Below are 24,939 nucleotides of genomic sequence, written 5' to 3' on the forward strand. Positions count from 1 at the left end.
CCCTGGAGTCAAAGTGGTCTAGGCTCAGAATGATTGGTCGATGAACCTGCGGGGAAGATTCTGTGGTCGGCCGGTCAACCATCTGGAGCCTTACCACTTGATTTGAGAGGTGCCCCATGAGCCTGCTGCTTGCACCCTACACCCTGCGCCACTTGACCCTGCCCAACCGAATTGCCGTTTCACCGATGTGCCAGTATTCCAGTGTCGACGGCCTGGCCAATGACTGGCACCTGGTTCACCTGGGCAGCCGCGCAGTGGGCGGCGCCGGGCTGATTTTCACCGAGGCGACCGCGGTCACTGCCGACGGACGGATCACCGCCCAGGATCTGGGCTTGTGGGACGACGCGCAGATCCCGCCGTTACAACGTATTACCCGCTTTATTACAGCCCAGGGCGCCGTGCCTGGCATCCAACTGGCACATGCCGGACGCAAGGCCAGTACCTATCGGCCCTGGCTGGGCAAGCAGGGTAGCGTCAAACCCGCAGACGGCGGCTGGGTACCGATCGGGCCATCAAAAATTGCCTTCGACCCGCAGCACACTGCGCCTGTCGAGATGAGCAAAGCGCAGATCGATGAAGTGATACAGGCCTTTGTCGACGCCGCGCAGCGTGCTTTGACGGCAGGCTTCAAGGTGGTCGAAGTGCATGCCGCGCATGGCTATCTGCTGCATCAGTTTCTGTCGCCGTTGAGCAACCAGCGGCGTGATGAATACGGCAGCAATTTCGAGAATCGCATTCGCCTGACCTTGCAGGTGACGGAAGCGGTGCGGGAGGTCTGGCCTGAGGAGCTGCCGGTGTTCGTGCGATTGTCGGCCACCGATTGGGTCGAAGATGGCTGGAACCCGGATGAAACCGTGGAGTTGGCCAAGCGTTTGCGCAAACTGGGGGTGGACCTGATCGATGTGTCCTCTGGTGGCACGTCGGTGAACGCCGAGATTCCCACCGGGCCTGGGTATCAGACGCAGTTTGCTGCCAAAGTGCGTGAGGAGTCGGGGATTGCCACGGGAACTGTCGGCATGATCACCGACCCGATGCAGGCGGAGACCATCTTGCGCACGGCGCAGGCCGATATCATCTTCCTCGCGCGTGAACTGCTGCGCGATCCGTACTGGCCGTTGCATGCCGATGATGACCTGGGTGGCAACAAGGCGACCTGGCCGGCGCAGTACCAGCGCGCAACCAGTCGTGAACAGCCGATTCATGAATCGGATCTGCGTGATTGATACGCTTGCTCTGTAGGAGCGGATTCATCCGCGATGGGTCGCAACGCGGCCCCAAAAATGGGACTGCTGCGCAGTCCATCGCGGATAAATCCGCTCCTACAACCGAAACAGCTCAGTTCGCCGACGGCCCGCCATGCCTCATCAATCGCCGCATGGGCATACGCACTCCAGGCCGCATCCGAGTTGGCAATACTGACCTTGCCCACAGGTTTACGTGCCAGTTCCATCCACTGTTCGGTCTGTTCAGGATCGTCGTAGAGGGTATTGGTAAAGCAGGCATAGCCGTGTGGCCAGCGATTGACGGTGATCGCCAGGATGTCCTGGCTGTGGTCGAAGCCACCCGGGCCAAGCATGCGCTGCAATTGCTCGCGCAACTGGCTTTCCAGGGCTTCAAACGGTGTGCCGTATAACCGCCCACGCCCGGCGCGCGCCTGGTCGCGGCTGTTCATGCCGCTGTCAGGGCTGGTCGGTACGTAGACCATGTGCAGGCCAATGGGCTGCGCCGGGTCGCGTGGGTGTTCGTAGCCACCCATGCTCACCGGGTAGTCCAGTTTGATCCGGCTATAGGGTTGTGTGGCAGCGTAGATTTCATGCACACCAAGCTTCTGGAATGCCTGCCAGTTGCGCACGATGACCTTGGTGTACACCAGCGGGAACTTCACGTTCTGACTCAGGGCGTGAGCCTGTTCGGCCGACAGGTCGCGCAGCAGGTACGGGATCATCATGTTGTAGCAGGCCAGGACGCAATGCTTGCCGCGTACCTGGGCCAGTTTACCGCCGCGGCTGTAGCCGACATTCACCGCGCCATCGTGATTGCGCACACTGACCGCCGTACTGTTCAGGCGCAGGCGTACCGGTTGTCCGGCACGGTCGAGCTGGCTGTAGTCGAAGTTGGCCAGAACAATGTCTTCCATGTCCTTGCCTGGCGCGACGGCCGGAATCAGGCTGCGTACCAGCAAACGCGCCAGCGACGCATTGCCGTCGGGGAAATGGTAGATGTAGGGCTCTTCCATCTCTGCCTGGGCTTCCTCGCTGATCGGCTCCAGGTTCATCGCGGCAAAACCGGGGAAACCGACGTAGTAAGCGTCAGCAGCGGCCACAGTATCGATGCTCAGGGCCATGAAGTCGTTGGTACGGCCCTGAAAGTACTTCACCGCCGTCGTAGAAAGGCCGACATCCTTGAGCAGAAAATCCTGGTAGCTGGTGCGTTCCAGGTAGGCGGTCTTGTCTTCCAGTGACTTGCCGGCAAGGTAATCTTTGGGCGCCTCGTGCAGGTCGATCAAGGCCTTGCGGTCGCTTTCAGGCAGGGGGAAATCGTTGATGAAGTCGCGTACCGAGCGGGCGTTGAGCTGCTCGGGGGCGATATCGTCGGCGACCATCGGGGTCGGGTCGCCAGTGACCAGTTTGTCTTCGCCGAAATTTTCCTTGTCGAAAAACACCCCGCGGGACAAGCCCAGATCTGGATAGAAGCTGCGATCAAAGGCGGTTTCGAAACGCTTGATGTCTACCCCGAGCTTTTTCAGCAGCCCGTTGACTTCGGCGCTGTACAGGTGGTTGGGGGACTGGAAGGCTTCGCTGCCGCCGTAGCCGATAATCATCCGCCCACCGGCACTGAACTCGTTGCGCTTGGCATGACCGCCGAAATCGTCGTGGTTTTCGAGGATGAGGATTTTCGCTGCGGGGTGTTTCTCTCGGTAGAAAAATGCCGCCGAGAGGCCGCTGATTCCGCCACCGACGACTATCAGGTCGTACTCCTCGCTGACCGGCAGGGCATCGGTGGCGAAGCTTTTCTTCTCCCAGCCCATCTGGTGGGCGACCTCAAAAGCACCGACGTGGCTGCCACGCAATCCGGTCAATGCCGGTGGGTAATAGCGTGCGTTTTCGGCAGCCTGCAGCAGTTGCAGTGGCGTCAGGCCTGCTGCAATGCCGATAGCGACGCCATTGATGAAGTCGCGTCGGGTAATTTCCATGGGTTTCCTTACCTTAGTGTTTGAACATCACATGCCGGATGCAGGTGTAGTCCTCCAGTCCGTACATGGACATATCCTTGCCATACCCAGACAGTTTCTGACCGCCGTGGGGCATTTCGCTGACCAGCATAAAGTGCGTGTTGACCCAGGTACAACCGTATTGCAGACGGGCCGAGACGCGGTGGGCACGCCCGACATCGCTGGTCCAAAGCGAAGAGGCCAGGCCGTAGTCCGAGTCATTGGCCCAGGTCAGGGCTTGAGCTTCGTCGTCGAAGCGGGTGACTGAAACCACCGGGCCGAACACTTCGCGGCGGACGATCTCGTCATCTTGCTGGGCATCGGCCAGTACCGTGGGCTCAAAAAAGAAGCCGTCGCCAGGCACGGCCTTGCCGCCGGTGACCAAGCGGATATGTGGCTGGGCAACGGCACGCTCGACAAGCGCCGCGACGCGGTCACGGTGCTGGGCGGTGATCAGCGGCCCGAGTTCGGTTTGTGGGTTGTTTTGCAGTCCGTGTTTGATGCTGGCCACGGCCTTGCCGAGTTTTTCCACGAATTGTTCGTAAATACCGCTCTGGGCATAGATACGGCACGCGGCGGTGCAATCCTGGCCAGCGTTATAGAAGCCAAAGGTGCGTATGCCTTCGACGGCGGCGTCGATGTCGGCGTCGTCGAAGATGATCACCGGGGCCTTGCCGCCCAGCTCCATGTGCATGCGCTTTACGCTTTGCGCAGTGCTGCCAATGATGTTGGCGCCCGTGGCAATCGAGCCGGTCAGCGACACCATGCGCACTTTTGGGTGAGTGACCAGCGGCGTACCGACACTGGGGCCACGGCCGAAGAGGATATTGAGCACGCCAGCGGGAAAGATATCGGCGGCCAGCTGCGCCAGGCGCAACGCCGTGAGCGGCGTCTGCTCCGAAGGCTTGAGCACCACGGTATTGCCAGCGGCCAGGGCCGGGGCGATTTTCCAGGCGACCATCATCAGCGGGTAGTTCCACGGCGCGATCGAGGCGACCACGCCGAGCGGGTCGCGGCGGATCATCGAGGTATGCCCTGGCAAGTATTCGCCTGCAGCCGAGCCACCCAGGCAACGGCTGGCGCCGGCGAAGAAGCGGAACACATCGGCAATCGCCGGAATCTCGTCGTTGAGAGCCGCGGCATAGGGTTTGCCGCAGTTGTCCGATTCCAGCCGGGCCAATTCTTCGCCATGCGCTTCCAGGGTGTCTGCCAGTTTCAGCAACAGCAACGAGCGCTCCTTGGGCGTGGTCTGCGACCAGCTTTCGAAAGCCTGGTCGGCGGCACGTACGGCGGCATCGACCTGCGCCTCGCTTGCTTCATTGATCTCCACCAGCACGCTGCCCAAGGCCGGGTTGAGTACCGCCAGAGGCTCACCTTCGCCAGCAATCAGTTGGCCATTGATCAGCAGTCGGGTTTGCATGATTTAAGTCCTCCCAAGGTTATTTTCCGCTGCCGGCAACGCTTTCGCCGCCGCGGGTAAGGTAATAGGCGCCCAGGATCGGCAGCATGGTCACCAGCATCACCAGCATGGCAACCACATTGGTCACAGGGACGTCCCGAGGTCGGCTGAGCTGGTTGAGCAGCCAGATCGGCAAGGTGCGTTCGTGACCGGCCGTAAACGTCGTAACGATGATTTCATCGAACGACAGGGCAAAGGCCAGCATGCCGCCTGCCAACAGGGCCGAGCCCAGGTTGGGCAGGATGATGTAGCGGAAGGTTTGCCAGCCATCGGCGCCCAGGTCCATTGACGCTTCGATCAGGCTGTGGGATGTGCGGCGCAGGCGGGCGATGACGTTGTTGTAGACGATCACCACACAGAACGTTGCGTGGCCGACGACGATGGTGAAGATTCCCGGCTCGATACCCAGGGTCTTGAATGCCGACAGCAGGGCGATACCGGTAATTATCCCGGGCAACGCAATCGGCAGGATCAGCATCAGCGAGATGCTTTCTTTGCCAAAGAAGCTACGCCGGTACAGCGCCGCTGAAGCCAGGGTCCCCAGCACCAGGGCGATCAGCGTGGCCAGGCAGGCAACCTGCAGTGACAGCTTGATCGACTCCAGCACGTCGGGCCGGGAAAAGGCCACGCTGAACCACTTCAGGGTAAAGCCCTGAGGCGGGAAGCTGAACGCCGCATCCTGGGTGTTGAAGGCATACAGAAAGATGATCAGGATCGGGAAGTGCAGGAACACCAACCCGCCCCACGCGGCCAGGCGCAGGGCCCATGACGCTTGCTCAGAGTGCATCGAAAGCCCCCAGGCGTTTGACAATCGACAGGTAGATGGCGATCAGCACGATAGGCACCAGGGTGAAAGCGGCAGCCATCGGCATGTTGCCAATGGCGCCTTGCTGGGCGTAGACCATGCTGCCGATGAAGTAGCCGGGCGGGCCGACCAGTTGCGGCACGATGAAGTCGCCCAGGGTCAGCGAGAAGGTGAAGATGGAGCCGGCGGCGATGCCCGGCACCGATAGCGGCAGGATGACCTGCATGAAGGTTTGCCGGGGCTTGGCGCCGAGGTCTGCCGAGGCTTGCAGCAGCGAGGGCGGCAGGCGCTCCAGCGAGGCCTGGATGGGCAGGATCATGAACGGCAGCCAGATGTAGACAAACACCATAAAACGCCCCAGGTGCGAGGTCGACAGGGTGCTGCCGCCGACCCCGGGAATGCCCAGGATGAACTGCAGCAAGGGTTCCAGATTGAGCTGCTGGACGAACCACTGCGCTACGCCGCCTTTGGCCAGCAGCAAGGTCCAGGCATAGGCTTTGACGATGTAGCTGGCCCACATCGGCATCATCACCGCGATGTAGAAGAACGCCTTGGTTTTGCCAGTGGTGTAGCGGGCCATGTAGTAGGCGATCGGAAAGGCCAGGGTGGCGCTGGCGATAGACACGGCAATGGCCATGCCCAGGGTGCGCAAGATGATGTCGAAGTTCGCAGGATTGAACAGTGCCGCGAAGTTGGCCAGGGTCAGCGTCGGGGTGACCGCCATGGTGAAGTCGTCGAACGTATAGAAGCCCTGCCAAAGCAGGCTGAGCAAAGAACCGAGGTAGATGGCCCCGAACCAGATCAGCGGCGGTATCAACAACAGTGCCAGGTACAGGTTGGGTCGCCGGTACAGCAGGTTGGAGAAGCTTCGCAGGGCGAGGCTCATCTTACTGGCCCTCGCTCAATACGGTTTCCTGCAGCGAGGTCATCGCTTCCCGCGCCCAGCGCGCCTGCACACGCTGGCCGGTCTGCCAGGGTGTGGCCTGTTCCTGCCATTGGTTATTGGCCTGGCTGACACAGAGCAGTTGACCGTTGTCCAGTTTCAGCTCGTAACGGGTGGCGCTGCCCTGGTACTGGATGTCGTGCAGCAGGCCGCTGATCTGGATCTCATGGCTGGCGGCGGGTTGCTCGCCCAGGCGAATGTGTTCCGGGCGAATCGAGAAGGGCAGCTGGCTGCCGTTCAACTGCGCCGCCAGTTCACCGCGCAGCACATTGGAGGTGCCGACGAACTCGGCGACAAAGGTGGTTGCCGGCTTCATGTACAGATTGCGTGGGGTATCGACCTGTTCGATACGGCCGCGGTTGAATACCGCAACCCGGTCGGACATCGACAGCGCCTCGGTCTGATCATGGGTGACGAAAATGAAGGTGATGCCCAGTTGGCGCTGCAGTTTTTTGAGTTCGCTCTGCATCTGCTCGCGCAGCTTCAGATCCAGCGCCCCCAGGGGCTCATCGAGCAGCAATACGCGTGGGCGGTTGACCAGCGCGCGGGCAAGGGCCACGCGTTGGCGCTGGCCACCGGAAAGCTGCACGGGCTTGCGCTGCCCGTAGCCCTCCAGAGCGACCATGGCCAAGGCCTCGTCGGCACGGGTCAGACGTTCCTGCTTGCCGACGCCCTTGACCTTCAGGCCATAGGCGACGTTGTCGCGCACATTCATGTGCGGGAACAGGGCGTAATCCTGGAATACCGTGTTGACGTCGCGCTGATAGGGCGGCAACCCGGCCGCTTCGGCACCGTGGATACGAATGGAGCCGGCGCTGGGTTGCTCGAAGCCGGCAATCAGGCGCAGACAGGTGGTCTTGCCGGACCCCGAAGGGCCGAGCATCGAAAAGAATTCGCCGTCATGGATGTCGATGGACACCCGGTCAACGGCCTTGACCTCGCCAAAGCTGCGGGAAACGTCGGTGAACTGGACTGCAAGGGTCATGTGCGGTGCTCCGAGTCTCTAGACTGGATCGCGGGGCAAGCCCGCTCCTACAGTGTGGGAGCGGGCTTGCCCCGCGATAAGTGCCCTAACGCCCACCCATGATTGCAATGTAGTCCTGAGTCCAGCGGCTATATGGCACGAACTTGCCACCCTCGGCCTGCGGGGTTTTCCAGAAGGCGATCTTGTCGAAGTTGTCGAAGCCATTGGTCTTGCAGCCCTCGGCTCCGAGCAACTCATTGCCGCTGCAGGCTGCGGGTACCGCAGGCAGCGAGCCGAACCAGGCGGCCACGTCACCCTGGACCTTGGGTTGCAGCGACCAGTCCATCCACTTGTAGGCACAGTTGGGGTGCTTGGCCTCGGCGTGCAGCATGGTGGTATCGGCCCAGCCGGTGGCGCCTTCCTTGGGAATGGTCGAGGACACCGGCTGCTTGTCGGCTTTCAGGGTGTTGACCATATAGCCCCAGGAACTGGAGGCGACTACGCCCTCGTTCTTCACGTCGCTCATCTGCACGGTTGCGTCATGCCAGTAGCGATGGATCAGCGGCTGTTGCTGACGCAGCAGCTCGAGCACGGCCTTGTACTGGGTCTCATTGAGTTCATAAGGGTTCTGAATGCCCAGCTCAGGCTTGGCCGACTTCAGGTACAACGCCGCGTCGGCGATGTAGATCGGTCCGTCGTAGGCCTGCACCCGGCCTTTGTTTGGCTTGCCGTCCGGCAGGTTTTGCGCTTCGAAGACCACGCCCCAGCTGGTCGGCGCTTCCTTGAACACGTCAGTGTTGTACAGCAACACGTTGGGGCCCCACTGGTAGGGGGTGCCGTACACCTGGCTGTTCACCACATACCAGGCACCGTCCTTGAGCCGTGGATCAAGGTTCTTCCAGTTGGGGATAAGTGCAGTGTTGATCGGTTGAATCCGTTTGCCGGCGATCAAACGCAGCGAGGCGTCGCCGGAGGCCGTGACCAGGTCATAACCGCCCTTGGTCATCAAACTGACCATCTCATCGGAGGTGGCAGCGGTCTTGACGCTGACTTTGCAGCCGGTTTCTTTCTCGAAGCCGCTGACCCAATCGTAGGCTTTGTCACTTTCGCCGCGCTCGATGTAGCCGGGCCAGGCGACGATATCCAGTTGGCCTTCGCCGGCACCTACGGCTTTCAGCGGTTCAGCGGCCTGCAAGCTGGCGCTGGCCAGCAAGGCGCAACTCACGGTGCTGAGCAACGCGGTTTTGTTCACGAACATGGTGTTCCCTCTTGTTCAAATTATGATCGGGGCAGTCATGAAAGCGGTGGCATATCGCTTTAAGCGTAGTGCTGAAATTCGGGTCTATTCCAGTGGGGCGCTCACTGATGTCGTTTTTCGCATCGTGCGGGCAACATCTGGAAGCAAATGCATTCAGCTTGATTTCAGCTTGCGGCAGTACTCTTGGGGTTTATTTCCCGTCCTTGGAGGCGCCCGATGAACACCCGTGGCTTGCTCGATCAACTGCTCAAATCCGGTCAGGACCTGCTGCAGAACCAGGCTGGCAAAAATGTTGCCGGTAAGTCCGGCACCACCGGCGGACTTGGCGACCTGCTGGGTGGCAAAGGCGGTGGTGGCCTGGGTAGCCTGCTCTCGGGGGCCGGGGGCGGCGCTCTGGCTGCAGGTGCCATGGGCCTGCTGATGGGCAGCAAAAAGGCGCGCAAATACGGCGGTAAAGCCCTGACCTATGGTGGTCTGGCGGCGCTTGGCGTACTGGCGTACAAGGCCTACGGCAATTGGCAAGCCAAGCAGGGCGCCACGGCGCAGGGCGAACCGCAGACTCTCGACCGCCTGCCACCCGCCCAGGTCGAGCAGCACAGTCAAGCCATCCTCAAGGCCCTGGTCGCCGCAGCCAAGTCCGATGGACATGTCGACGACCGCGAGCGGGCGCTGATCGAGGGCGAATTCGTCAAACTCTCCAATGACCAGGAACTGCAGCACTGGCTACACGCCGAACTCAACAAGCCCCTGGATCCGGCCGATGTTGCGCGGGCCGCGAAAACACCGGAAATGGCCGCCGAGATGTACATCGCCAGTGTCATGCTGGTCGACGAAGAGCATTTCATGGAGCGTGCCTATCTTGACGAGCTGGCCCGTCAGCTGAAACTCGATCCAGCGTTGAAAATCGAGCTGGAGAGCCAGGTGAAACAAGCTATCGGCCAATGATTGCGGGCCAGTGGCCAGTGTGCTGGCCGATTGGCCTGATCCAGCCTTGAAGTCAGCCGCAAAAGCCCAGGGTGCCTAGGCTATACTCTGCCCATTTTTCTGCTCGCGTAGAACACTTGAGGGCTGACTGTGAAAAACTGGACCTTGCGCCAACGGATTCTGGCGAGCTTCGCCGTGATTATCGCCATCATGCTGTTGATGGTGGTGGCCGCCTATTCACGGCTGGTAACGATCGAGTCCGGCGAAGAAGCGGTGCGCACCGACAGCATCCCCGGGGTCTACTACAGCTCGATGATCCGCAGTGCCTGGGTCGACAGTTACGTGTTGACCCAGCAACTGGTGGGCTTGAGCGGCAATCGTGAGCTCAGCGCTGCGGATATGGAGCTGTACAAAAGCTTCGAAGCGCGCCTGAAACAGCACATGGCCAGTTATCTGGGCACCATTCAGGATCCACAGGATCGGGCCAGTTTTGCTGAATTCGAGCGTTTTGAAGACGGCTACATGAAGGCTATCGACACTGTCCTCGAGGCCTACCGTGACAAGAACTACAGCGAAGCCGAGCGGCTGATCAACGAGGTGCTGACGCCGGCCTGGAGCGCGGGGCGCAACCACCTGAACAGCGTGATCGAGCGCAATCGGCAATCAGCCAATGAAGCCGCCGAATCGATCGTGGGTGCAGTGGTCACGGCCAAATTCAGCATGATCGTTTCCCTGGTCCTGGCAATCATTGCCGCAACCATTTGCGGTCTGCTGCTGATGCGCGCCATCACCGCGCCCATGCAACGTATCGTCCATGCCCTGGACAAGCTCAGCAGCGGCGACCTCAGCGTGCGCATGAACCTGGACCGCAAGGATGAGTTCGGCGCCGTGGAAACCGGCTTCAACGAGATGATGGGCGAGCTGACCAACCTGGTTTCCCAGGCCCAGCGCTCTTCGGTGCAAGTGACCACCTCGGTAACCGAAATCGCTGCGACCTCCAAGCAGCAGCAGGCCACCGCCACCGAAACCGCAGCCACCACCACGGAAATCGGCGCGACTTCACGAGAAATCGCAGCCACCTCCCGAGACCTGGTGCGCACCATGACCGAAGTGACCTCGGCCGCCGACCAGGCTTCGATCCTCGCCGGTTCCGGCCAGCAAGGTCTGGCGCGTATGGAAGAAACCATGCACCAGGTAATGGGCGCTGCCGACCTGGTCAACAACAAGCTGGCGATCCTCAACGAGAAGGCGGGCAACATCAATCAGGTGGTGGTAACCATCGTCAAGGTTGCCGACCAGACCAACCTGCTTTCCCTCAACGCCGCGATCGAGGCGGAAAAGGCCGGTGAATACGGTCGCGGTTTTGCCGTGGTCGCCACCGAAGTACGTCGCCTGGCTGACCAGACCGCTGTGGCCACCTATGACATTGAGCAGATGGTTCGCGAGATTCAGTCGGCGGTGTCTGCCGGGGTAATGGGGATGGACAAGTTCTCCGAAGAAGTACGCCGCGGCATGTTCGAAGTGCAGCAGGTGGGTGAGCAACTGAGCCAGATCATCCATCAGGTCCAGGCCCTGGCGCCGCGGGTGCTGATGGTCAATGAGGGGATGCAGGCCCAGGCCACCGGTGCCGAGCAGATCAATCACGCCTTGGCGCAGCTGGGCGATGCCAGCAGCCAGACCGTGGAATCGCTGCGCCAGGCCAGTTTTGCCATCGATGAGTTGAGCCAGGTAGCGACCGGCCTGCGTGGCGGTGTATCGCGGTTCAAAGTCTGACCCGCCGATGAACGACCTTCAGCCTCACCGTAGCCAGAATACGGTCGCCCACGGGACCTTGTACCTGTTGTTCAGAATGGGTGAGCAACGCTTTGCCCTCGACGCTCACGAAGTTGCCGAAGTGTTGCCGCGTCTGCCCCTCAAACCCATCGCCCATACCCCGGCCTGGGTTGCCGGGGTCCTGGCGCATCGCGGTGCGTTGGTGCCGGTGATTGACGTCGGTGCCTTGAGTTTCGATATGGCCGCCCCGGTGCGCACCAGTACGCGTCTGGTGCTGGTGCACTACCGGGCCGATCCGCTGCGGCCAGAGCTGCTACTCGGTCTGATTCTTGAACAGGCCACCGATACCTTGCGCTGCCTGCCCGAGGAGTTCCAGCCCTATGGACTGGACAACCAGCAGGCGCCGTACCTGGGGCCTGTGCGCGAAGATGCCCAGGGTTTGGTGCAGCGTATCAGTGTGCAAGACCTGCTCAGCGACGCGGTACGCACATTGCTCTATCCCTTGCCTGAGGAACAGTCGGGTGAGTACGGAGCGCCGCGATGAGTATCGAACTGCGGTTTTTCCGCTTCCTGCAGGAGCGCATCGGTCTGGATGTCGCCTCGGTCGGCGCACCGATGGTCGAGCGTGCATTACGCCAGCGCTGCGCCGCCGTGGATGCCTGTGACCTGGATGACTACTGGCTGCGCTTGCAGCAGTCGAGTGACGAACAACAGGCGCTGATCGAGGCGGTAATCGTTCCCGAGACCTGGTTCTTTCGCTATCCGGAGTCCTTCACGGCGCTGGCCAGTCTTGCCAGCAAGCGTCTGGCAGAGCTGGCGGGCGCACGTCCGTTGCGCATCCTCAGTTTGCCGTGCTCCACCGGTGAGGAGCCTTACTCCATCGCCATGACGCTGCTCGATGCCGGTATTGGCGCACACGCGTTTCGCGTCGACGGTATGGACATCAGCCCGCTCTCGATAAGCCGTGCCGAGCAAGGGCTGTATGGGCGCAATTCGTTTCGCGGATCGCAGCTGGAGTTCCGCCAGCGGCATTTCGACGAGGCCGGCAACGGTCATGCATTGCATGAGCGTGTGCGCCAGCAGGTCAAGCTCCAGGTCGGCAACGTTCTCGATCCGGCATTGAGCGCCCGGCAGGGCAGTTATGACTTCGTGTTCTGTCGCAATCTGTTGATCTATTTCGACGTGCCGACCCAGAAACGGGTTTTCGAAGTGCTCAAGAGCCTGATCCACGAGCAGGGCGTGTTGTTCATCGGCCCGGCCGAAGGCAGCCTGCTGGCACGGATGGGCATGCGCCCACTGGGTATCGCCCAGTCCTTTGCCTATATGCGCCAGGCTGAAACCGTTGAAGCCGCACCGATGTACACCAGCAAACCGCTGGTAACGACGCCGATCTTGCCGCCTGTCAGCACTGTGCCGCGTCCGCCGCCCGTGCCTGCACGCACACTCAAGGTTGTTGCACCGCCAGCCGCGGCTCAGTCACCGGCGCCAGACAGCAGTGCCGATTTGCTGGCGCAAATTGCCCGGCTGGCCAATGCCGGCAGCAGCGCCGAGGCCCAGGCGGCCTGTACGCGCTACTTGCAACAGTACCCGCCGCACGCCCAGGTGTTCTACTGGCTGGGGCTGCTCAGTGATATCGCCGGCGATGCCGGCGAGGCGCTCAGTCATTACCGCAAGGCGTTGTATCTCGATCCACAGCACACTGAAGCCTTGGCCCATCTGGCGGCATTGCTGGCGTCCCAGGGCGATATTGCCGGTGCCCGACGCCTGCAGGAGCGCGCCGCACGGCAAGCCGGACGGGAGTCTGAACAATGATCTCAGGCGAAATCGTGCAAGTCGTTGCTGCTGATGCTGCGGCCATCGACGATTGCTGGAACCGTATCGGGGTACGCGGTGATAAAAGTTGCCCATTACTGGCCGAACATGTTCATTGCCGCAATTGCGCTGTTTATGCGAGTGCCGCAACGCGCTTGCTGGACCGTTATTCATTGTCCCAGGACGCTCACGAACAGGCGCAGGTGCAAGAGCAGCGGGCTACTCGCTCAATGTTGCTGTTCCGGCTGGGCGAGGAATGGTTGGCGCTGGCGACCCGCTGCCTGGTCGAAGTCGCACCGTTGCAGCCGGTGCACTCGTTGCCGCACCAGCGCTCGCGGGTACTGCAAGGCGTCGCCAATGTGCGTGGGGCTCTGGTGCCGTGTCTGTCGCTGGCCGATCTGCTTGGCCTGGAAATGCCCGGCAATGGCAGCACCTCGGCGCGGATCATGCCACGCATGCTGATCCTTGCCGCCGCCGGTGGTTCGGTGGTGGTGCGTGTGGATGAAGTCGACGGCATCCACGGTCTGGACCCTGAGCGTCTGGTCCACGAACAGGGCGAGACGCGCTTTACCGCGGCGGTGCTGCAATGGCGCGAACGCAGTGTGCGGGTGTTGGATGAAGAACAAGTGCTTTCTGCTGTGAACCGGAGCCTTTCATGACCCCAGAGCAAATGCGGGATGCGTCGTTGCTCGAATTGTTCGGTCTGGAGGCAGAAGCCCAGACTCAGGTGTTGAGCGCCGGCCTGCTGGCGCTGGAGCGCAATCCAACCCAGGCTGACCAACTTGAAGCCTGCATGCGTGCAGCACACTCGCTTAAAGGTGCCGCGCGGATTGTCGGGGTAGATGCCGGGGTCAGCGTCGCCCATGTCATGGAAGATTGCCTGGTCGGTGCCCAGGAGGGGCGGCTGCTGTTGCGTGCCGAGCATATCGACGCCTTGCTGCAAGGTACTGACCTGCTGATGCGCATTGCCACGCCTGGCGATGCGTCGCTGGAACCTGCGGTGCAGGCGTTTCTGCTGCAAATGGCCGGTCTGCTGGACCCGGCAGCCATGCCGAGGACGGCCGTACCCGTTACACCGATGGTGCCATCTGAGCCTTTGCTGTCGATGGCAGAGCCTGTGATCGAGCCGACACTCCTTGATGCTGAACCCGAGGCCCCGGTACAACGCAAGGGAAAACGCACCGCTGAGGGCGGCGAGCGGATCTTGCGAGTCACCGCCGAGCGCTTGAACAGTCTGCTCGATCTGTCGAGCAAGTCGATGGTTGAAACCCAGCGGCTCAAGCCTTACCTGGCCACCTTGCAGCGCCTCAAGCGCATGCACAGCCAAAGCATTCGTGCCCTTGACGGGCTCAAGAGCCAGCTGGAAGCCAGCGGCCAGAGCCTGGAAGTCCAGGAGTCCCTGGCTCAGGCCCAGCAGTTGATGGCAGAAACCCAGCAGATCCTCCTGCAACAGGCCGCTGATCTTGATGAGTTCGGCTGGCAGGCCAGTCAACGCGCGCAATTGCTGTATGACACGGCCCTGGCCTGTCGCATGCGTCCTTTTGCCGATGTACTCACCGGGCAGAGCCGGATGGTGCGTGACCTGGGGCGCTCGCTGGGCAAGCAGGTGCGCCTGGAGATCGAAGGCGAGAAGACCCAGGTCGATCGTGACGTTCTGGAAAAGCTCGAAGCCCCTTTGACCCACTTGTTACGCAACGCCGTTGACCATGGCATCGAGTTGCCAGAGCGCAGGTTGCTGGCTGGCAAGCCGCTGGAAGGGCAGATCCGTTTACGTGCATCGCATCAAGCGGGGCTGCTGGTGCTGGAACTTAGCGATGATGGCGGTGGCGTTGATCTGCAGCGTTTGCGCCAGAGCATTATCGAGCGCCAACTGTCACCGGCTGAAACCGTGGCGCAGATGAGCGAAGCGGAGCTGCTGACATTCCTGTTTTTACCCGGCTTCAGTCTGCGCGACGAGGTCACCGAGGTTTCCGGGCGCGGTGTCGGCCTGGACGCCGTGCAGCACATGGTCCGCCAGCTGCGCGGATCCATCGTGCTGACCCAGACCAGCGGGCAGGGCAGCTGTTTTCATCTGGAAGTGCCGCTGACACTTTCGGTGGTACGCAGCCTGGTTGTCGAGGTCGGTGCCGAAGCCTATGCCTTCCCGCTGGCGCATATCGAACGCACCCTGGAGCTGCCGACCGAAGCCATTGTGCAGATCGAAGGCCGTCAGCATTTCTGGCATGAAGGCCGGCACATCGGCCTGGTCGCGGCCAGCCAGTTGCTCAATCGACCGCCAAGCCAGACGGATGCGCACACCATCAAGGTGGTCGTCATCCGCGAGCGCGACATGCTCTACGGTGTCGCGGTCGAGCGCCTGATCGGCGAACGTGTGCTGGTAGTAATGCCGCTCGATGCTCGACTGGGCAAGGTCCAGGATATTTCTTCCGGTGCTTTGCTTGATGATGGCAGCGTGGTACTGATCATCGACGTTGAAGACTTGCTGCGATCAGTCGACAAGCTGTTGAGTACCGGACGCCTGGAGCGAATCGAGCGCGGCCAGCGCAACACCCGCGAGGCGGCGCGCAAGCGCATCCTGGTGGTAGATGACTCGCTGACGGTGCGCGAGCTGCAGCGCAAGCTGCTGAGCAATCGTGGTTATGAAGTGGCTGTTGCAGTCGATGGCATGGATGGTTGGAACGCCTTGCGCAGCGAGGATTTCGACTTGCTGATTACTGACATCGACATGCCGCGTATGGACGGCATTGAGCTGGTTACCTTGTTGCGACGGGATAACCGTCTGCAATCGTTGCCAGTCATGGTGGTCTCCTACAAGGACCGTGAAGAAGATCGCCGTCGTGGACTGGACGCTGGAGCCGACTACTATTTGGCAAAGGCCAGTTTTCATGATGATGCCTTGTTAGATGCCGTGGTCGAGTTGATCGGGGGAGCCCAGGGATGAAGATCGCTATCGTCAACGACATGCCTATGGCCGTGGAGGCGTTGCGCCGGGCGTTGGCGTTCGAACCGCTACACCAGGTGATCTGGGTAGCCAGCAACGGTGCCGAGGCCGTCAAATTTTGCGCCGGGAATACCCCGGACCTGATCCTGATGGATCTGATCATGCCGGTCATGGATGGCGTCGAGGCGACCCGGCGGATCATGGCCGAGACACCCTGCGCCATCGTGATTGTCACCGTGGACCGCCAGCAGAACGTCCATCGCGTGTTCGAGGCAATGGGCTATGGGGCGCTGGACGTGGTCGATACCCCGGCCCTGGGGGCTGGCGATCCCAAGGAAGCGGCCGCACCGCTGCTGCGCAAGATCCTCAACATCGGCTGGTTGATTGGCCAGCAGCGCAATAATACCCCGCGGCCGATGGCTGCACCGTTGCGTGAAGCGGCACAGCGTCAGGGTCTGGTAGCCATCGGCTCCTCGGCTGGTGGTCCTGCTGCCCTGGAAATACTGCTCAAGGGCTTGCCTCAGGCGTTTCCCGCCGCCATTGTCCTGGTCCAGCACGTAGACCAGGTGTTTGCGGCCGGTATGGCTGAATGGCTCAGCAGCGCGTCGGGCTTGCCCGTGCGCCTGGCCTGCGAGGGTGAGCCGCCGCAGCCAGGGCAGGTGTTGCTGGCCGGTACCAACCACCACATCCGCTTGCTCAAGAATGGCACCTTGGCGTACACCGCCGAACCGGTAAACGAAATCTACCGACCTTCGATTGACGTATTTTTTGAAAGCGTGGCGCGCTACTGGCGCGGTGACGCGGTCGGCGTACTGCTGACCGGCATGGGCCGCGATGGCGCCCAGGGCCTGAAATTGATGCGCCAGCAGAATTTCCTGACCATTGCTCAGGACCAACACAGCAGCGCCGTGTACGGTATGCCCAAGGCTGCGGCGGCAATAGACGCCGCGATGGAGATTCGCCCCCTGGAGCGGATCGCTGCACGATTGATGGAAATTTTTCCAAAATGACGATATGTATTGTGCCACGCCGGCTATCCGGCAGTGACCAGGTGACAGCGCATGAATGATTTACCTCTCGGCGGTTTCCCGGCCACCAATGAAAATTCGGCCATGGTCTTGCTGGTCGACGATCAGGCAATGATCGGCGAAGCGGTGCGTCGGGGGCTGGCGCACGAAGAGAACATCGATTTTCACTTCTGTGCCGACCCTCACCAGGCCGTGGCGCAGGCGATGCGGATCAAACCGACGGTGATCCTCCAGGACCTGATCATGCCCGGGCTCGACGGCCTGACCCTGGTGCGTGAATACCGCAACAACCCGGCGACCCAGGACATCCCGATCATCGTCCTGTCGACCAAGGAAGACCCGCTGGTCAAGAGCGCAGCCTTTGCGGCGGGGGCCAACGACTACCTGGTCAAGCTGCCCGACAACATCGAGCTGGTGGCGCGCATTCGCTATCACTCGCGCTCCTACCTGACCCTGTTGCAGCGCGACGAGGCCTACCGTGCCTTGCGCGTCAGCCAGCAGCAGTTGCTCGACACCAATTTGGTGCTGCAGCGCCTGATGAATTCCGATGGCCTGACCGGGTTGTCGAACCGCCGCCATTTCGATGAATACCTGGAACTGGAGTGGCGCCGGGCAATGCGCGAGCAGGCGCAGTTGTCGCTGTTGATGATCGATGTCGATTACTTCAAGGCGTTCAACGACACCTTCGGTCACCTGGCCGGCGATGAAGCGTTGCGCAAGGTCGCCGAGGCCATTCGTGGCTCCTGTGCCCGCCCCAGCGACTTGCCGGCCCGTTACGGCGGTGAGGAATTCGCCCTGGTACTGCCCAACACCTCGCCGGGTGGTGCACGCCTGGTGGCAGAAAAACTGCGCCAGAGCGTGGCGGCGATGAACATTGCCCACGATATGCCACAGCCCAATTCCAGTCTGACCGTGAGCATCGGCCTGGCCACCCTGACACCGGGCATCGGCAGTCATTGCCGGCAGCTGATCTCGGCGGCGGACAAAGGCCTGTATCTGGCGAAGAACAACGGTCGTAACCAGGTCGGCGTGGACTGAGACAAGCCCTGTGGGAGTCGTCGCAACGTCGCTCCCACAGGTAAAAGCTCCCTACAACAACTGCCCGACGGACTGCCGTCAGGTTCCAGACTCGGTTATACTCTCCGGCTTTTCTACCGATTACGCACGAGAGCTGCCCGCCCATGGAAATCCAACCGATCCTGAACACCATCAAGGACCTGACCGAGCGCTCCGAGTCCATTCGGGGGTATCTTTGACTACGATCAAAAGCATGAGCGCCTGATCGAAGTAAACCGCGAACTCGAAGACCCGAACGTCTGGAACAAGCCTGAATACGCCCAGGAACTGGGCCGTGAGCGCTCGGCGCTGGCACAGATCGTCGAGACCCTGGACGAAATGTCCAGTGGTCTGGCCGATTCGCGTGAGCTGCTCGACATGGCCGTTGAAGAGGGCGACGAAAGCGCCGTCAACGATGTCATCGAGATGCTCGAAGGCCTGGAAGAATCACTGGCCAAGCTCGAATTCCGCCGCATGTTCAGCGGCGAGATGGACATGAACAACGCCTACCTGGATATCCAGGCCGGTTCTGGTGGTACCGAAGCCCAGGACTGGGCCAACATCCTGCTGCGCATGTACCTGCGCTGGGCGGCCAAGCGTGGCTTCGACGCCACCATCATGGAGCTGTCCGAAGGCGAAGTTGCCGGTATCAAAGGTGCGACCGTGCACATCAAGGGCGAGTACGCCTTTGGCTGGCTGCGCACCGAGATCGGCGTGCACCGCCTGGTGCGCAAGAGTCCGTTCGACTCCGGCGCCCGCCGCCACACCTCGTTCTCGGCGGTGTTCGTGTCCCCCGAGATCGATGACAAAGTGGAAATCGAGATCAACCCGTCGGACCTGCGTATCGACACCTACCGCTCCTCGGGCGCCGGTGGTCAGCACGTAAACACCACCGACTCGGCGGTGCGTATCACTCACGTGCCCACCAACACCGTGGTCAGCTGCCAGAACGAACGCTCCCAGCACGCCAACAAAGACACCGCGATGAAAATGCTGCGGGCCAAGTTGTACGAGCTGGAAATGCAGAAGCGCAACGCGGCGTCCCAGGCCCTGGAAGACAGCAAGTCCGACATCGGCTGGGGGCACCAGATCCGTTCGTACGTGCTCGATGCTTCGCGGATCAAGGACCTGCGCACCAACATTGAACGCAGCGACTGCGACAAGGTGCTCGACGGCGATATCGACGAATACCTGGAAGCCAGCCTCAAGCAGGGGCTGTAAGTTTCCCGATCCGCTACAAGACCCTCGCCCGCGGGCGGGGGCAATGAACCCCAGATGGAAAATGTAACGACATGAGCGACCTCAAACTCGACCCGCAAGACCTGCAACAGGAAGAAAACACCCTGATCGCGCTGCGCAAGGAAAAGCTTGCTGCCGAGCGTGCCAAGGGTAATGCCTTCCCCAACGACTTCCGCCGTGACAGCTACTGCAACGACCTGCAGAAACAGTATGTCGACAAGACCAAGGAAGAGCTGGAAGCTGCAGCGATTCCGGTCAAGGTTGCCGGGCGCATCATGCTCAACCGTGGCTCGTTCATGGTGATCCAGGACATGACCGGGCGCATCCAGGTCTACGTCAACCGCAAGACCCTGCCGGAAGAAACCCTGGCCGCGGTCAAGACCTGGGACCTGGGCGACATCATCGCCGCCGAAGGTACCCTGGCGCGTTCCGGCAAGGGTGACCTGTACGTCGAGATGACCAACGTGCGCCTGCTGACCAAGTCGCTGCGCCCGCTGCCAGACAAGCACCACGGCCTGACCGACACCGAACAGCGCTATCGCCAGCGTTACGTCGACCTGATGGTCAACGAAGAAGTACGCGACACCTTCCGCGTGCGTTCGCAGGTGATCAACCATATTCGCAACTTCCTGATCAAGCGTGACTTCCTCGAAGTGGAAACGCCGATGCTGCAGACCATCCCCGGTGGTGCCGCAGCCAAGCCGTTCGAAACCCACCACAACGCCCTGGACATGGCCATGTTCCTGCGCATCGCGCCGGAGCTGTACCTCAAGCGTCTGGTTGTAGGTGGCTTCGAGAAAGTCTTCGAGATCAACCGCAACTTCCGTAACGAAGGCGTTTCGACCCGGCACAACCCCGAGTTCACCATGCTCGAGTTCTACCAGGCCTACGCTGACTACGAAGACAACATGGACCTCACCGAAGAACTGTTCCGCGAGCTGGCGCAGCTGGTGCTGGGCAGCACCGACGTGCCGTACGGCGACAAGGTGTTCCACTTCGGCGAGCCGTTCGTACGTCTGTCGGTATTCGACTCGATCCTCAAGTACAACCCTGAGTTGACTGCCGACGACCTCAACGACATCGACAAGGCGCGCGCCATTGCCAAGAAAGCCGGTGCCAAGGTCCTCGGTTTCGAAGGCCTGGGCAAGCTGCAGGTGATGATTTTCGAAGAGCTGGTCGAGCACAAACTGGAACAGCCGCACTTCATTACCCAGTACCCGTTCGAAGTTTCGCCGCTGGCCCGTCGCAACGACGACAACCCGAACGTCACCGACCGCTTCGAGCTGTTCATCGGTGGCCGCGAGATTGCCAACGCCTACTCCGAGCTCAATGACGCAGAAGACCAGGCCGAGCGTTTCATGGCCCAGGTGGCTGACAAGGACGCCGGCGACGACGAAGCCATGCACTACGACGCCGACTTCGTTCGCGCGCTGGAATACGGCATGCCGCCAACCGCCGGTGAAGGTATCGGCATCGACCGTCTGGTGATGTTGCTGACCAACTCGCCATCGATTCGCGATGTGATCCTGTTCCCGCACATGCGTCCACAGGCCTGAGTGTTCTGAACAAGCCGCCTTCCGGGGCGGCTTTTTCATGCCTGGCGAAAATTCATCCATCGGTTGCAACTCATGGGGTAGATCAGCAGTGACTCCTGCAATGGCTCAACAAGGTGCCGCTGGCGTTGCCACGTCGGTTGCCGAAAGCGTTCAGTATCAAGGCCGCAAGGCCAGCCGCCAGGGCAGCGAACAGCGACGCCAGGACATTCTCGATGCTGCCATGCGCATTGTCGTTCGCGAGGGGGTTCGTGGTGTGCGACACCGCGCCGTAGCGGCCGAAGCCGGAGTGCCGCTGTCGGCGACCACGTACTACTTCAAAGACATCGAAGACCTGCTCACCGATACCTTCGCCCAGTACGTGGAGCGCAGCGCGGCCTACATGGCCAAACTCTGGGAACACACCGAGGTGGTACTGCGCCAACTGCTTTCCCAGGGCGATGGCAGCCCGCAGTGGCGGGCACGACTGGCCGATGAGGTGGCGAAGATGACCGCCGACTATGTGCAGCGCCAGTTGCATAACCGGCGTGACTTTCTCATGGCCGAGCAGGCCTTTCGCCAGGAGGCGCTGTTGTGCCCCCGCCTGGCCGAACTGGTCAAGCTGCATGAGCAGATTCTGTTGCGCGGCACCTGCCAGTTGCTCCAGGTCGTGGGCTCGCGCCAACCACAACAGGATGCGCTGGTGTTGACGGCGATTATCGAGCAGATGGAATATCAGGGCCTGCTCGACGGCTCACGCGCCGATGCGCAAGCGCAGATGCTCGCTATCCTTACCCGGTACCTGCATCTGGTACTGGCCGCCGCGTGAGACGCGACCCTATTTCAAGGAGAACCCGATGAAAGCCAGAAGTCTGCTGTTGGCGCTGTCGTTCTTGCTGCTTGGCGGTTGTCTGGTTACCTTCAATGAGCCGATGCCGGCCAATGAGGCGGCGCCCAAGGCCCTGCTAGGCAAATGGACCAGCAAGGACGCCTGGGGTGAACCGCTGACCCTGCAAATCAGCCGTAGCGGCGGTGACGCGTATAAGGCGGTGGCCATCGGCAAGGACAAAAAACGCGATGAGTACGTCTTCACCGTGTCCCGGCACGGCAACCGCTGGTATCTCTCGGCCGGTGTGCCCAAGCGCCTGGGTGGCAACTTCCTGATCGGTGGCTTCGAAATCATCGATCGCAAGGAACTGGTGGTGTACAACCTCGACGTCGAACAGGTCAGCCAGGCCGTGGACAAGAAAGAGCTCAGCGGGCGCACCTATGAGGTCTCGCAGGACCACGGCGACGGCGTGCTGATCGACAGCCCGGCCGAGCGTGTCCTGGCTTATCTGGACGATCCGGCCAACTCTGACCTGTTCATCGAAGTGGCGCGGTTCCAGCGGGTCGGCAAGTAATAGAGTCAATTCAAGGAGTGTAGGGTGGACGAGTACCAGCAGACGATACGTGCCCTGTCTGATCGCATTGTCCTGGCGCAAACGCCCATTCGCGTGCTCGATGCGGTGAAGTGGGACGACAGCATCCGCCAGGGTTTTCTCAAGGCCAAGGGCAAGGAACCACCAGCGGTTGATCGTGCTTACTACCAGGGTCGGCCGTTGTCGTTCGACTCCGGAGCGGTGAAGCTCGAGTTCCAGAATATCGAGCGCGACATCACCCGCCAGCTGGGCCAGTTCAACCCGGTCGGGCAGATCATGCGGCGCATGTGCAAGGAATATCGCATGGTGGTGCGCATGCTCGAGGCGCGCGGCACCGAGGATTTTGGCCTGATCTCCCAGGAACTGTACGGCGCGGCGTCCGATGCCTTCCATGCCGGTGATCCGACCCTGGCCGACCTGGGCCTGATGCTTTCCGATTATCTTAATAACATCGACGGCCGTGGTGACCTCAAGGACGAACCGAAGAACCTCACCGCCAAGCAGGCCGTGGAGATGCTTCAGGGCCGCCTGAACAAGGTCTTCAACGAAGCCGAGGACACCATTCGGGTGTTCGAGTCCGATGGCATTGTCGCCGATGCGGCGGCGGGCGCCGACTACATCAAGATTCGCGCCGACGCCATGTTCAACAGCCGCGACGTGCGGGCGCTGGAGGTGCATGAGGGGCTGGTGCATGTGGGCACCACCCTCAACGGCCTGAACCAGCCGATCTGCACCTTCCTGGCCAAGGGACCACCCTCGTCGACAGTGACCCAGGAAGGCCTGGCGATCCTCATGGAGGTCATCGCTTTCGCCTCCTACCCGAGTCGCCTGCGCAAGCTGACCAACCGCACCCGGGCCATTCACATGGTCGAGGAGGGCGCCGACTTCATGCAGGTCTATGAGTTCTTCCGCGCCCAGGGCTTCGGCATGCCGGAGAGCTATGGCAATGCCAGTCGGGTGTTCCGTGGTTCGGTACCCAACGGTTTGCCATTTACCAAGGACTTGTCCTACCTCAAGGGCTTCATCATGGTTTACAACTATATTCAGTTGGCCGTGCGCAAGGGCAAGCTCGAACAGATCCCCTTGCTGTTCTGCGGCAAGACCACCCTTGAGGACATGCGCACCTTGCGCCAACTGGTCGATGAAGGCCTGGTAGAACCACCCAAGTACCTGCCGGAGCAGTTTCGCGACCTCAACGCGCTATCGGCCTGGATGTGTTTCTCCAACTTCCTCAACCACCTGAGCCTGGACCGGATTGAAGCCGACTATTCGAATATTCTCTGACGCAGGGCGCAGGTTTCTTGGCCTGCTGCTGGTGTTGCTGAGTCTGGGCGGTTGCAGTTCGCTGCTGTTCTACCCCGAGCCAGGGCAGCCGTTCACCCCGCAGAAGGCCAAGCTTGAGTACCGTGATGTAACACTCACCGCGGCGGATGGCACGCGCTTGCACGGCTGGTGGTTGCCCGCCAAGGCTGGTGTAGATGTGAAGGGCACGGTACTGCACCTGCATGGCAACGGCGGCAACCTGGCCTGGCATCTGGGCGGCAGCTGGTGGTTGCCTGAACAGGGGTATCAGGTGCTGTTGCTGGACTACCGGGGCTATGGCTTGTCCCAGGGAAAACCGGCATTGCCAGAGGTCTATCAGGACATTGCCGCAGCGCTGGACTGGCTGGACCAGGCGCCCGAAGTGCAGGGCAAGCCGCAAGTGCTGCTCGGGCAAAGTCTGGGTGGCGCCATGGCCATTCACTACCTGGCTCAACACCCGCAGCAGGCCAAGCGCTTCAAGGCCATGGTCTTCGATGGTGTACCGGCCAGCTACCGTCAGGTCGGGCGCTTTGCCCTCAGCAACCAGTGGGTGACCTGGCCATTGCAGGTACCGCTGTCGTGGCTGGTGCCCGATGGTGACAGCGCGATCAATTCGATTGCGCAACTCAAAACCACGCCGAAGTTGTTTTTCCACAGTATCGACGACCCGATCGTGCCGCTGAGTAACGGCATTCAGCTGTACCAGGCGGCACCGCCACCGAGGGTGTTGCAGCTGACCCGTGGTGGCCATGTGCAGACTTTCGCCGACCGCACCTGGCGCCAGGTGATGCTGCGCTTTCTCGAGGATCCGGAACATTTCAATGGATTGCGGCGTTTGGCCGAAGTCCCCAATTACCCTGACGAGACGTCACAATGAGTGAAGAACGTAACGCTATTCCGCTGATCATTACCGGTATCTGCAGCATCATCGGTACGGTCGGCGCCCTCTGGTATTACGGCTATCTGCATTTTGCCAAACCCGAAGATGCGCTGCTGCTGTCTGATTTCACCATGCTCAAGACCATACCGGGGGAGGATTACAAGATCTCGCTGAAGCCGGCGAACCAGGTGGCCCAATGTGTCGATGGCGTCCTGGTGCTGTTCGATACCTCGCAGAAAGGCCTGACCGGGGTGCTGGTGGACAACAAGAAGCAGGCCGTTCGCTGCCTGGGTGAAGAGACACCGCAGCAGGTTCAGGAGTAACAGCATCGGGGGGGGGGGGGGGGGGGGAAGAACCTGTGTTGGGGGGGGGGTGGGCGGAGTGAGTGGTC

At 61.1% G+C, this 24,939-nt stretch carries 21 protein-coding genes and 1 pseudogene; 16 read left to right on the forward strand and 6 right to left on the reverse strand.

The features are described 5' to 3' along the window. The first annotated feature begins 116 nt into the window (after positions 1 to 116). Positions 117 to 1,223, forward strand: a complete 1,107-nt coding sequence (locus ACO6VD_RS04890) for an NADH:flavin oxidoreductase/NADH oxidase (protein ID WP_422417411.1) — start codon at positions 117 to 119, stop codon at positions 1,221 to 1,223. Between the two features lie 113 nt (positions 1,224 to 1,336). Here ACO6VD_RS04890 and ACO6VD_RS04895 read toward each other — a convergent pair. From ACO6VD_RS04895 to ydcS, 6 genes and pseudogenes are all read right to left on the reverse strand, one after another. Next, positions 1,337 to 3,193: pseudogene (locus tag ACO6VD_RS04895) on the reverse strand (NAD(P)-binding protein); the annotation flags it as partial. 13 nt (positions 3,194 to 3,206) lie between these two features. Then, positions 3,207 to 4,631 carry a gamma-aminobutyraldehyde dehydrogenase gene (locus ACO6VD_RS04900; protein ID WP_422417413.1) on the reverse strand — a complete coding sequence of 475 codons (1,425 nt, stop codon included), beginning with the start codon at positions 4,629 to 4,631 and terminating at the stop codon, positions 3,207 to 3,209. A gap of 19 nt (positions 4,632 to 4,650) precedes the next feature. Beyond that, the gene (locus tag ACO6VD_RS04905; RefSeq protein ID WP_400170535.1) at positions 4,651 to 5,457 is read right to left on the reverse strand and encodes an ABC transporter permease; all 807 of its coding nucleotides are present in this window, start codon (positions 5,455 to 5,457) and stop codon (positions 4,651 to 4,653) included. Continuing rightward, positions 5,447 to 6,361: an ABC transporter permease gene (locus ACO6VD_RS04910; RefSeq protein WP_422417416.1), complete on the reverse strand. Its 915-nt coding sequence runs from the start codon at positions 6,359 to 6,361 to the stop codon at positions 5,447 to 5,449. The genes ACO6VD_RS04905 and ACO6VD_RS04910 overlap by 11 nt, the downstream gene beginning before the upstream one ends. 1 nt (position 6,362) lies before the next feature. Then, positions 6,363 to 7,403, reverse strand: a complete 1,041-nt coding sequence (locus ACO6VD_RS04915; protein WP_422417418.1) for an ABC transporter ATP-binding protein — start codon at positions 7,401 to 7,403, stop codon at positions 6,363 to 6,365. 85 nt (positions 7,404 to 7,488) lie between these two features. After that, positions 7,489 to 8,640, reverse strand: a complete 1,152-nt coding sequence (ydcS, locus tag ACO6VD_RS04920) for a putative ABC transporter substrate-binding protein YdcS (RefSeq protein WP_422417420.1) — start codon at positions 8,638 to 8,640, stop codon at positions 7,489 to 7,491. 216 nt (positions 8,641 to 8,856) lie between these two features. Between ydcS and ACO6VD_RS04925 the strand changes: the two genes are divergently transcribed. From ACO6VD_RS04925 to ACO6VD_RS04995, 15 genes are all read left to right on the forward strand, one after another. Beyond that, entirely contained in the window at positions 8,857 to 9,585 is a 729-nt protein-coding gene (locus ACO6VD_RS04925) for a tellurite resistance TerB family protein (RefSeq protein WP_422417422.1), read from the forward strand. 129 nt (positions 9,586 to 9,714) lie between these two features. Then, positions 9,715 to 11,337: a methyl-accepting chemotaxis protein gene (locus ACO6VD_RS04930; protein WP_400170530.1), complete on the forward strand. Its 1,623-nt coding sequence runs from the start codon at positions 9,715 to 9,717 to the stop codon at positions 11,335 to 11,337. A 7-nt stretch (positions 11,338 to 11,344) separates the two neighbouring features. Continuing rightward, positions 11,345 to 11,881: a chemotaxis protein CheW gene (locus ACO6VD_RS04935; RefSeq protein WP_422417424.1), complete on the forward strand. Its 537-nt coding sequence runs from the start codon at positions 11,345 to 11,347 to the stop codon at positions 11,879 to 11,881. Then, complete coding sequence (locus tag ACO6VD_RS04940) at positions 11,878 to 13,149, forward strand: CheR family methyltransferase (protein WP_422417425.1); 1,272 nt, start codon at positions 11,878 to 11,880, stop codon at positions 13,147 to 13,149. Before ACO6VD_RS04935 ends, ACO6VD_RS04940 begins: the two co-directional genes overlap by 4 nt. Next, entirely contained in the window at positions 13,146 to 13,808 is a 663-nt protein-coding gene (locus tag ACO6VD_RS04945) for a chemotaxis protein CheW (RefSeq protein ID WP_422417427.1), read from the forward strand. Before ACO6VD_RS04940 ends, ACO6VD_RS04945 begins: the two co-directional genes overlap by 4 nt. Beyond that, positions 13,805 to 16,090 carry a hybrid sensor histidine kinase/response regulator gene (locus tag ACO6VD_RS04950; protein WP_422417428.1) on the forward strand — a complete coding sequence of 762 codons (2,286 nt, stop codon included), beginning with the start codon at positions 13,805 to 13,807 and terminating at the stop codon, positions 16,088 to 16,090. Before ACO6VD_RS04945 ends, ACO6VD_RS04950 begins: the two co-directional genes overlap by 4 nt. Further along, positions 16,087 to 17,100: a chemotaxis response regulator protein-glutamate methylesterase gene (locus ACO6VD_RS04955; RefSeq protein ID WP_422417430.1), complete on the forward strand. Its 1,014-nt coding sequence runs from the start codon at positions 16,087 to 16,089 to the stop codon at positions 17,098 to 17,100. The genes ACO6VD_RS04950 and ACO6VD_RS04955 overlap by 4 nt, the downstream gene beginning before the upstream one ends. Positions 17,101 to 17,151: 51 nt before the next feature. Continuing rightward, positions 17,152 to 18,156, forward strand: coding sequence for a diguanylate cyclase (locus ACO6VD_RS04960; RefSeq protein ID WP_422417432.1), 1,005 nt, complete (start codon positions 17,152 to 17,154; stop codon positions 18,154 to 18,156). A gap of 143 nt (positions 18,157 to 18,299) precedes the next feature. Then, positions 18,300 to 19,395, forward strand: a protein-coding gene (gene prfB / locus ACO6VD_RS04965; protein WP_400170522.1) for a peptide chain release factor 2 whose coding sequence is annotated in 2 segments (ribosomal slippage) — positions 18,300 to 18,371 and positions 18,373 to 19,395 — 1,095 coding nt in all. Because the reading frame shifts where the segments join, the coding sequence is not laid out codon by codon here. A 71-nt stretch (positions 19,396 to 19,466) separates the two neighbouring features. Then, complete coding sequence (gene lysS / locus ACO6VD_RS04970) at positions 19,467 to 20,969, forward strand: lysine--tRNA ligase (protein WP_274294379.1); 1,503 nt, start codon at positions 19,467 to 19,469, stop codon at positions 20,967 to 20,969. A gap of 100 nt (positions 20,970 to 21,069) precedes the next feature. Beyond that, positions 21,070 to 21,774, forward strand: coding sequence for a TetR/AcrR family transcriptional regulator (locus tag ACO6VD_RS04975; RefSeq protein WP_400170521.1), 705 nt, complete (start codon positions 21,070 to 21,072; stop codon positions 21,772 to 21,774). Positions 21,775 to 21,802: 28 nt separating this feature from the next. Then, positions 21,803 to 22,348, forward strand: coding sequence for a hypothetical protein (locus tag ACO6VD_RS04980; RefSeq protein WP_422417434.1), 546 nt, complete (start codon positions 21,803 to 21,805; stop codon positions 22,346 to 22,348). 24 nt (positions 22,349 to 22,372) lie between these two features. Then, positions 22,373 to 23,650, forward strand: coding sequence for a flavohemoglobin expression-modulating QEGLA motif protein (locus ACO6VD_RS04985; RefSeq protein ID WP_038614088.1), 1,278 nt, complete (start codon positions 22,373 to 22,375; stop codon positions 23,648 to 23,650). Next, positions 23,622 to 24,545, forward strand: coding sequence for an alpha/beta hydrolase (locus ACO6VD_RS04990; RefSeq protein ID WP_422417436.1), 924 nt, complete (start codon positions 23,622 to 23,624; stop codon positions 24,543 to 24,545). Before ACO6VD_RS04985 ends, ACO6VD_RS04990 begins: the two co-directional genes overlap by 29 nt. Then, entirely contained in the window at positions 24,542 to 24,871 is a 330-nt protein-coding gene (locus ACO6VD_RS04995) for a hypothetical protein (protein WP_422417438.1), read from the forward strand. The genes ACO6VD_RS04990 and ACO6VD_RS04995 overlap by 4 nt, the downstream gene beginning before the upstream one ends. Positions 24,872 to 24,939 lie beyond the last annotated feature (68 nt).

It is taken from the genome of Pseudomonas sp. GZD-222 (assembly GCF_049310525.1).
GTDB lineage: Bacteria > Pseudomonadota > Gammaproteobacteria > Pseudomonadales > Pseudomonadaceae > Aquipseudomonas.

Excerpts from the sequence above, each read along its gene's own strand:
- ACO6VD_RS04905 (WP_400170535.1), bottom strand. The coding sequence starts at position 5,457 with ATGCACTCTGAGCAAGCGTCATGGGCCCTGCGCCTGGCCGCGTGGGGC.
- ACO6VD_RS04890 (WP_422417411.1), top strand. The coding sequence starts at position 117 with ATGAGCCTGCTGCTTGCACCCTACACCCTGCGCCACTTGACCCTGCCC.
- ACO6VD_RS04900 (WP_422417413.1), bottom strand. The coding sequence starts at position 4,631 with ATGCAAACCCGACTGCTGATCAATGGCCAACTGATTGCTGGCGAAGGT.
- ACO6VD_RS04925 (WP_422417422.1), top strand. The coding sequence starts at position 8,857 with ATGAACACCCGTGGCTTGCTCGATCAACTGCTCAAATCCGGTCAGGAC.
- lysS (WP_274294379.1), top strand. The coding sequence starts at position 19,467 with ATGAGCGACCTCAAACTCGACCCGCAAGACCTGCAACAGGAAGAAAAC.
- ydcS (WP_422417420.1), bottom strand. The coding sequence starts at position 8,640 with ATGTTCGTGAACAAAACCGCGTTGCTCAGCACCGTGAGTTGCGCCTTG.
- ACO6VD_RS04935 (WP_422417424.1), top strand. The coding sequence starts at position 11,345 with ATGAACGACCTTCAGCCTCACCGTAGCCAGAATACGGTCGCCCACGGG.
- ACO6VD_RS04950 (WP_422417428.1), top strand. The coding sequence starts at position 13,805 with ATGACCCCAGAGCAAATGCGGGATGCGTCGTTGCTCGAATTGTTCGGT.
- ACO6VD_RS04980 (WP_422417434.1), top strand. The coding sequence starts at position 21,803 with ATGAAAGCCAGAAGTCTGCTGTTGGCGCTGTCGTTCTTGCTGCTTGGC.
- ACO6VD_RS04915 (WP_422417418.1), bottom strand. The coding sequence starts at position 7,403 with ATGACCCTTGCAGTCCAGTTCACCGACGTTTCCCGCAGCTTTGGCGAG.
- ACO6VD_RS04945 (WP_422417427.1), top strand. The coding sequence starts at position 13,146 with ATGATCTCAGGCGAAATCGTGCAAGTCGTTGCTGCTGATGCTGCGGCC.
- ACO6VD_RS04940 (WP_422417425.1), top strand. The coding sequence starts at position 11,878 with ATGAGTATCGAACTGCGGTTTTTCCGCTTCCTGCAGGAGCGCATCGGT.
- ACO6VD_RS04995 (WP_422417438.1), top strand. The coding sequence starts at position 24,542 with ATGAGTGAAGAACGTAACGCTATTCCGCTGATCATTACCGGTATCTGC.
- ACO6VD_RS04910 (WP_422417416.1), bottom strand. The coding sequence starts at position 6,361 with ATGAGCCTCGCCCTGCGAAGCTTCTCCAACCTGCTGTACCGGCGACCC.
- ACO6VD_RS04955 (WP_422417430.1), top strand. The coding sequence starts at position 16,087 with ATGAAGATCGCTATCGTCAACGACATGCCTATGGCCGTGGAGGCGTTG.
- ACO6VD_RS04975 (WP_400170521.1), top strand. The coding sequence starts at position 21,070 with ATGGCTCAACAAGGTGCCGCTGGCGTTGCCACGTCGGTTGCCGAAAGC.
- ACO6VD_RS04960 (WP_422417432.1), top strand. The coding sequence starts at position 17,152 with ATGAATGATTTACCTCTCGGCGGTTTCCCGGCCACCAATGAAAATTCG.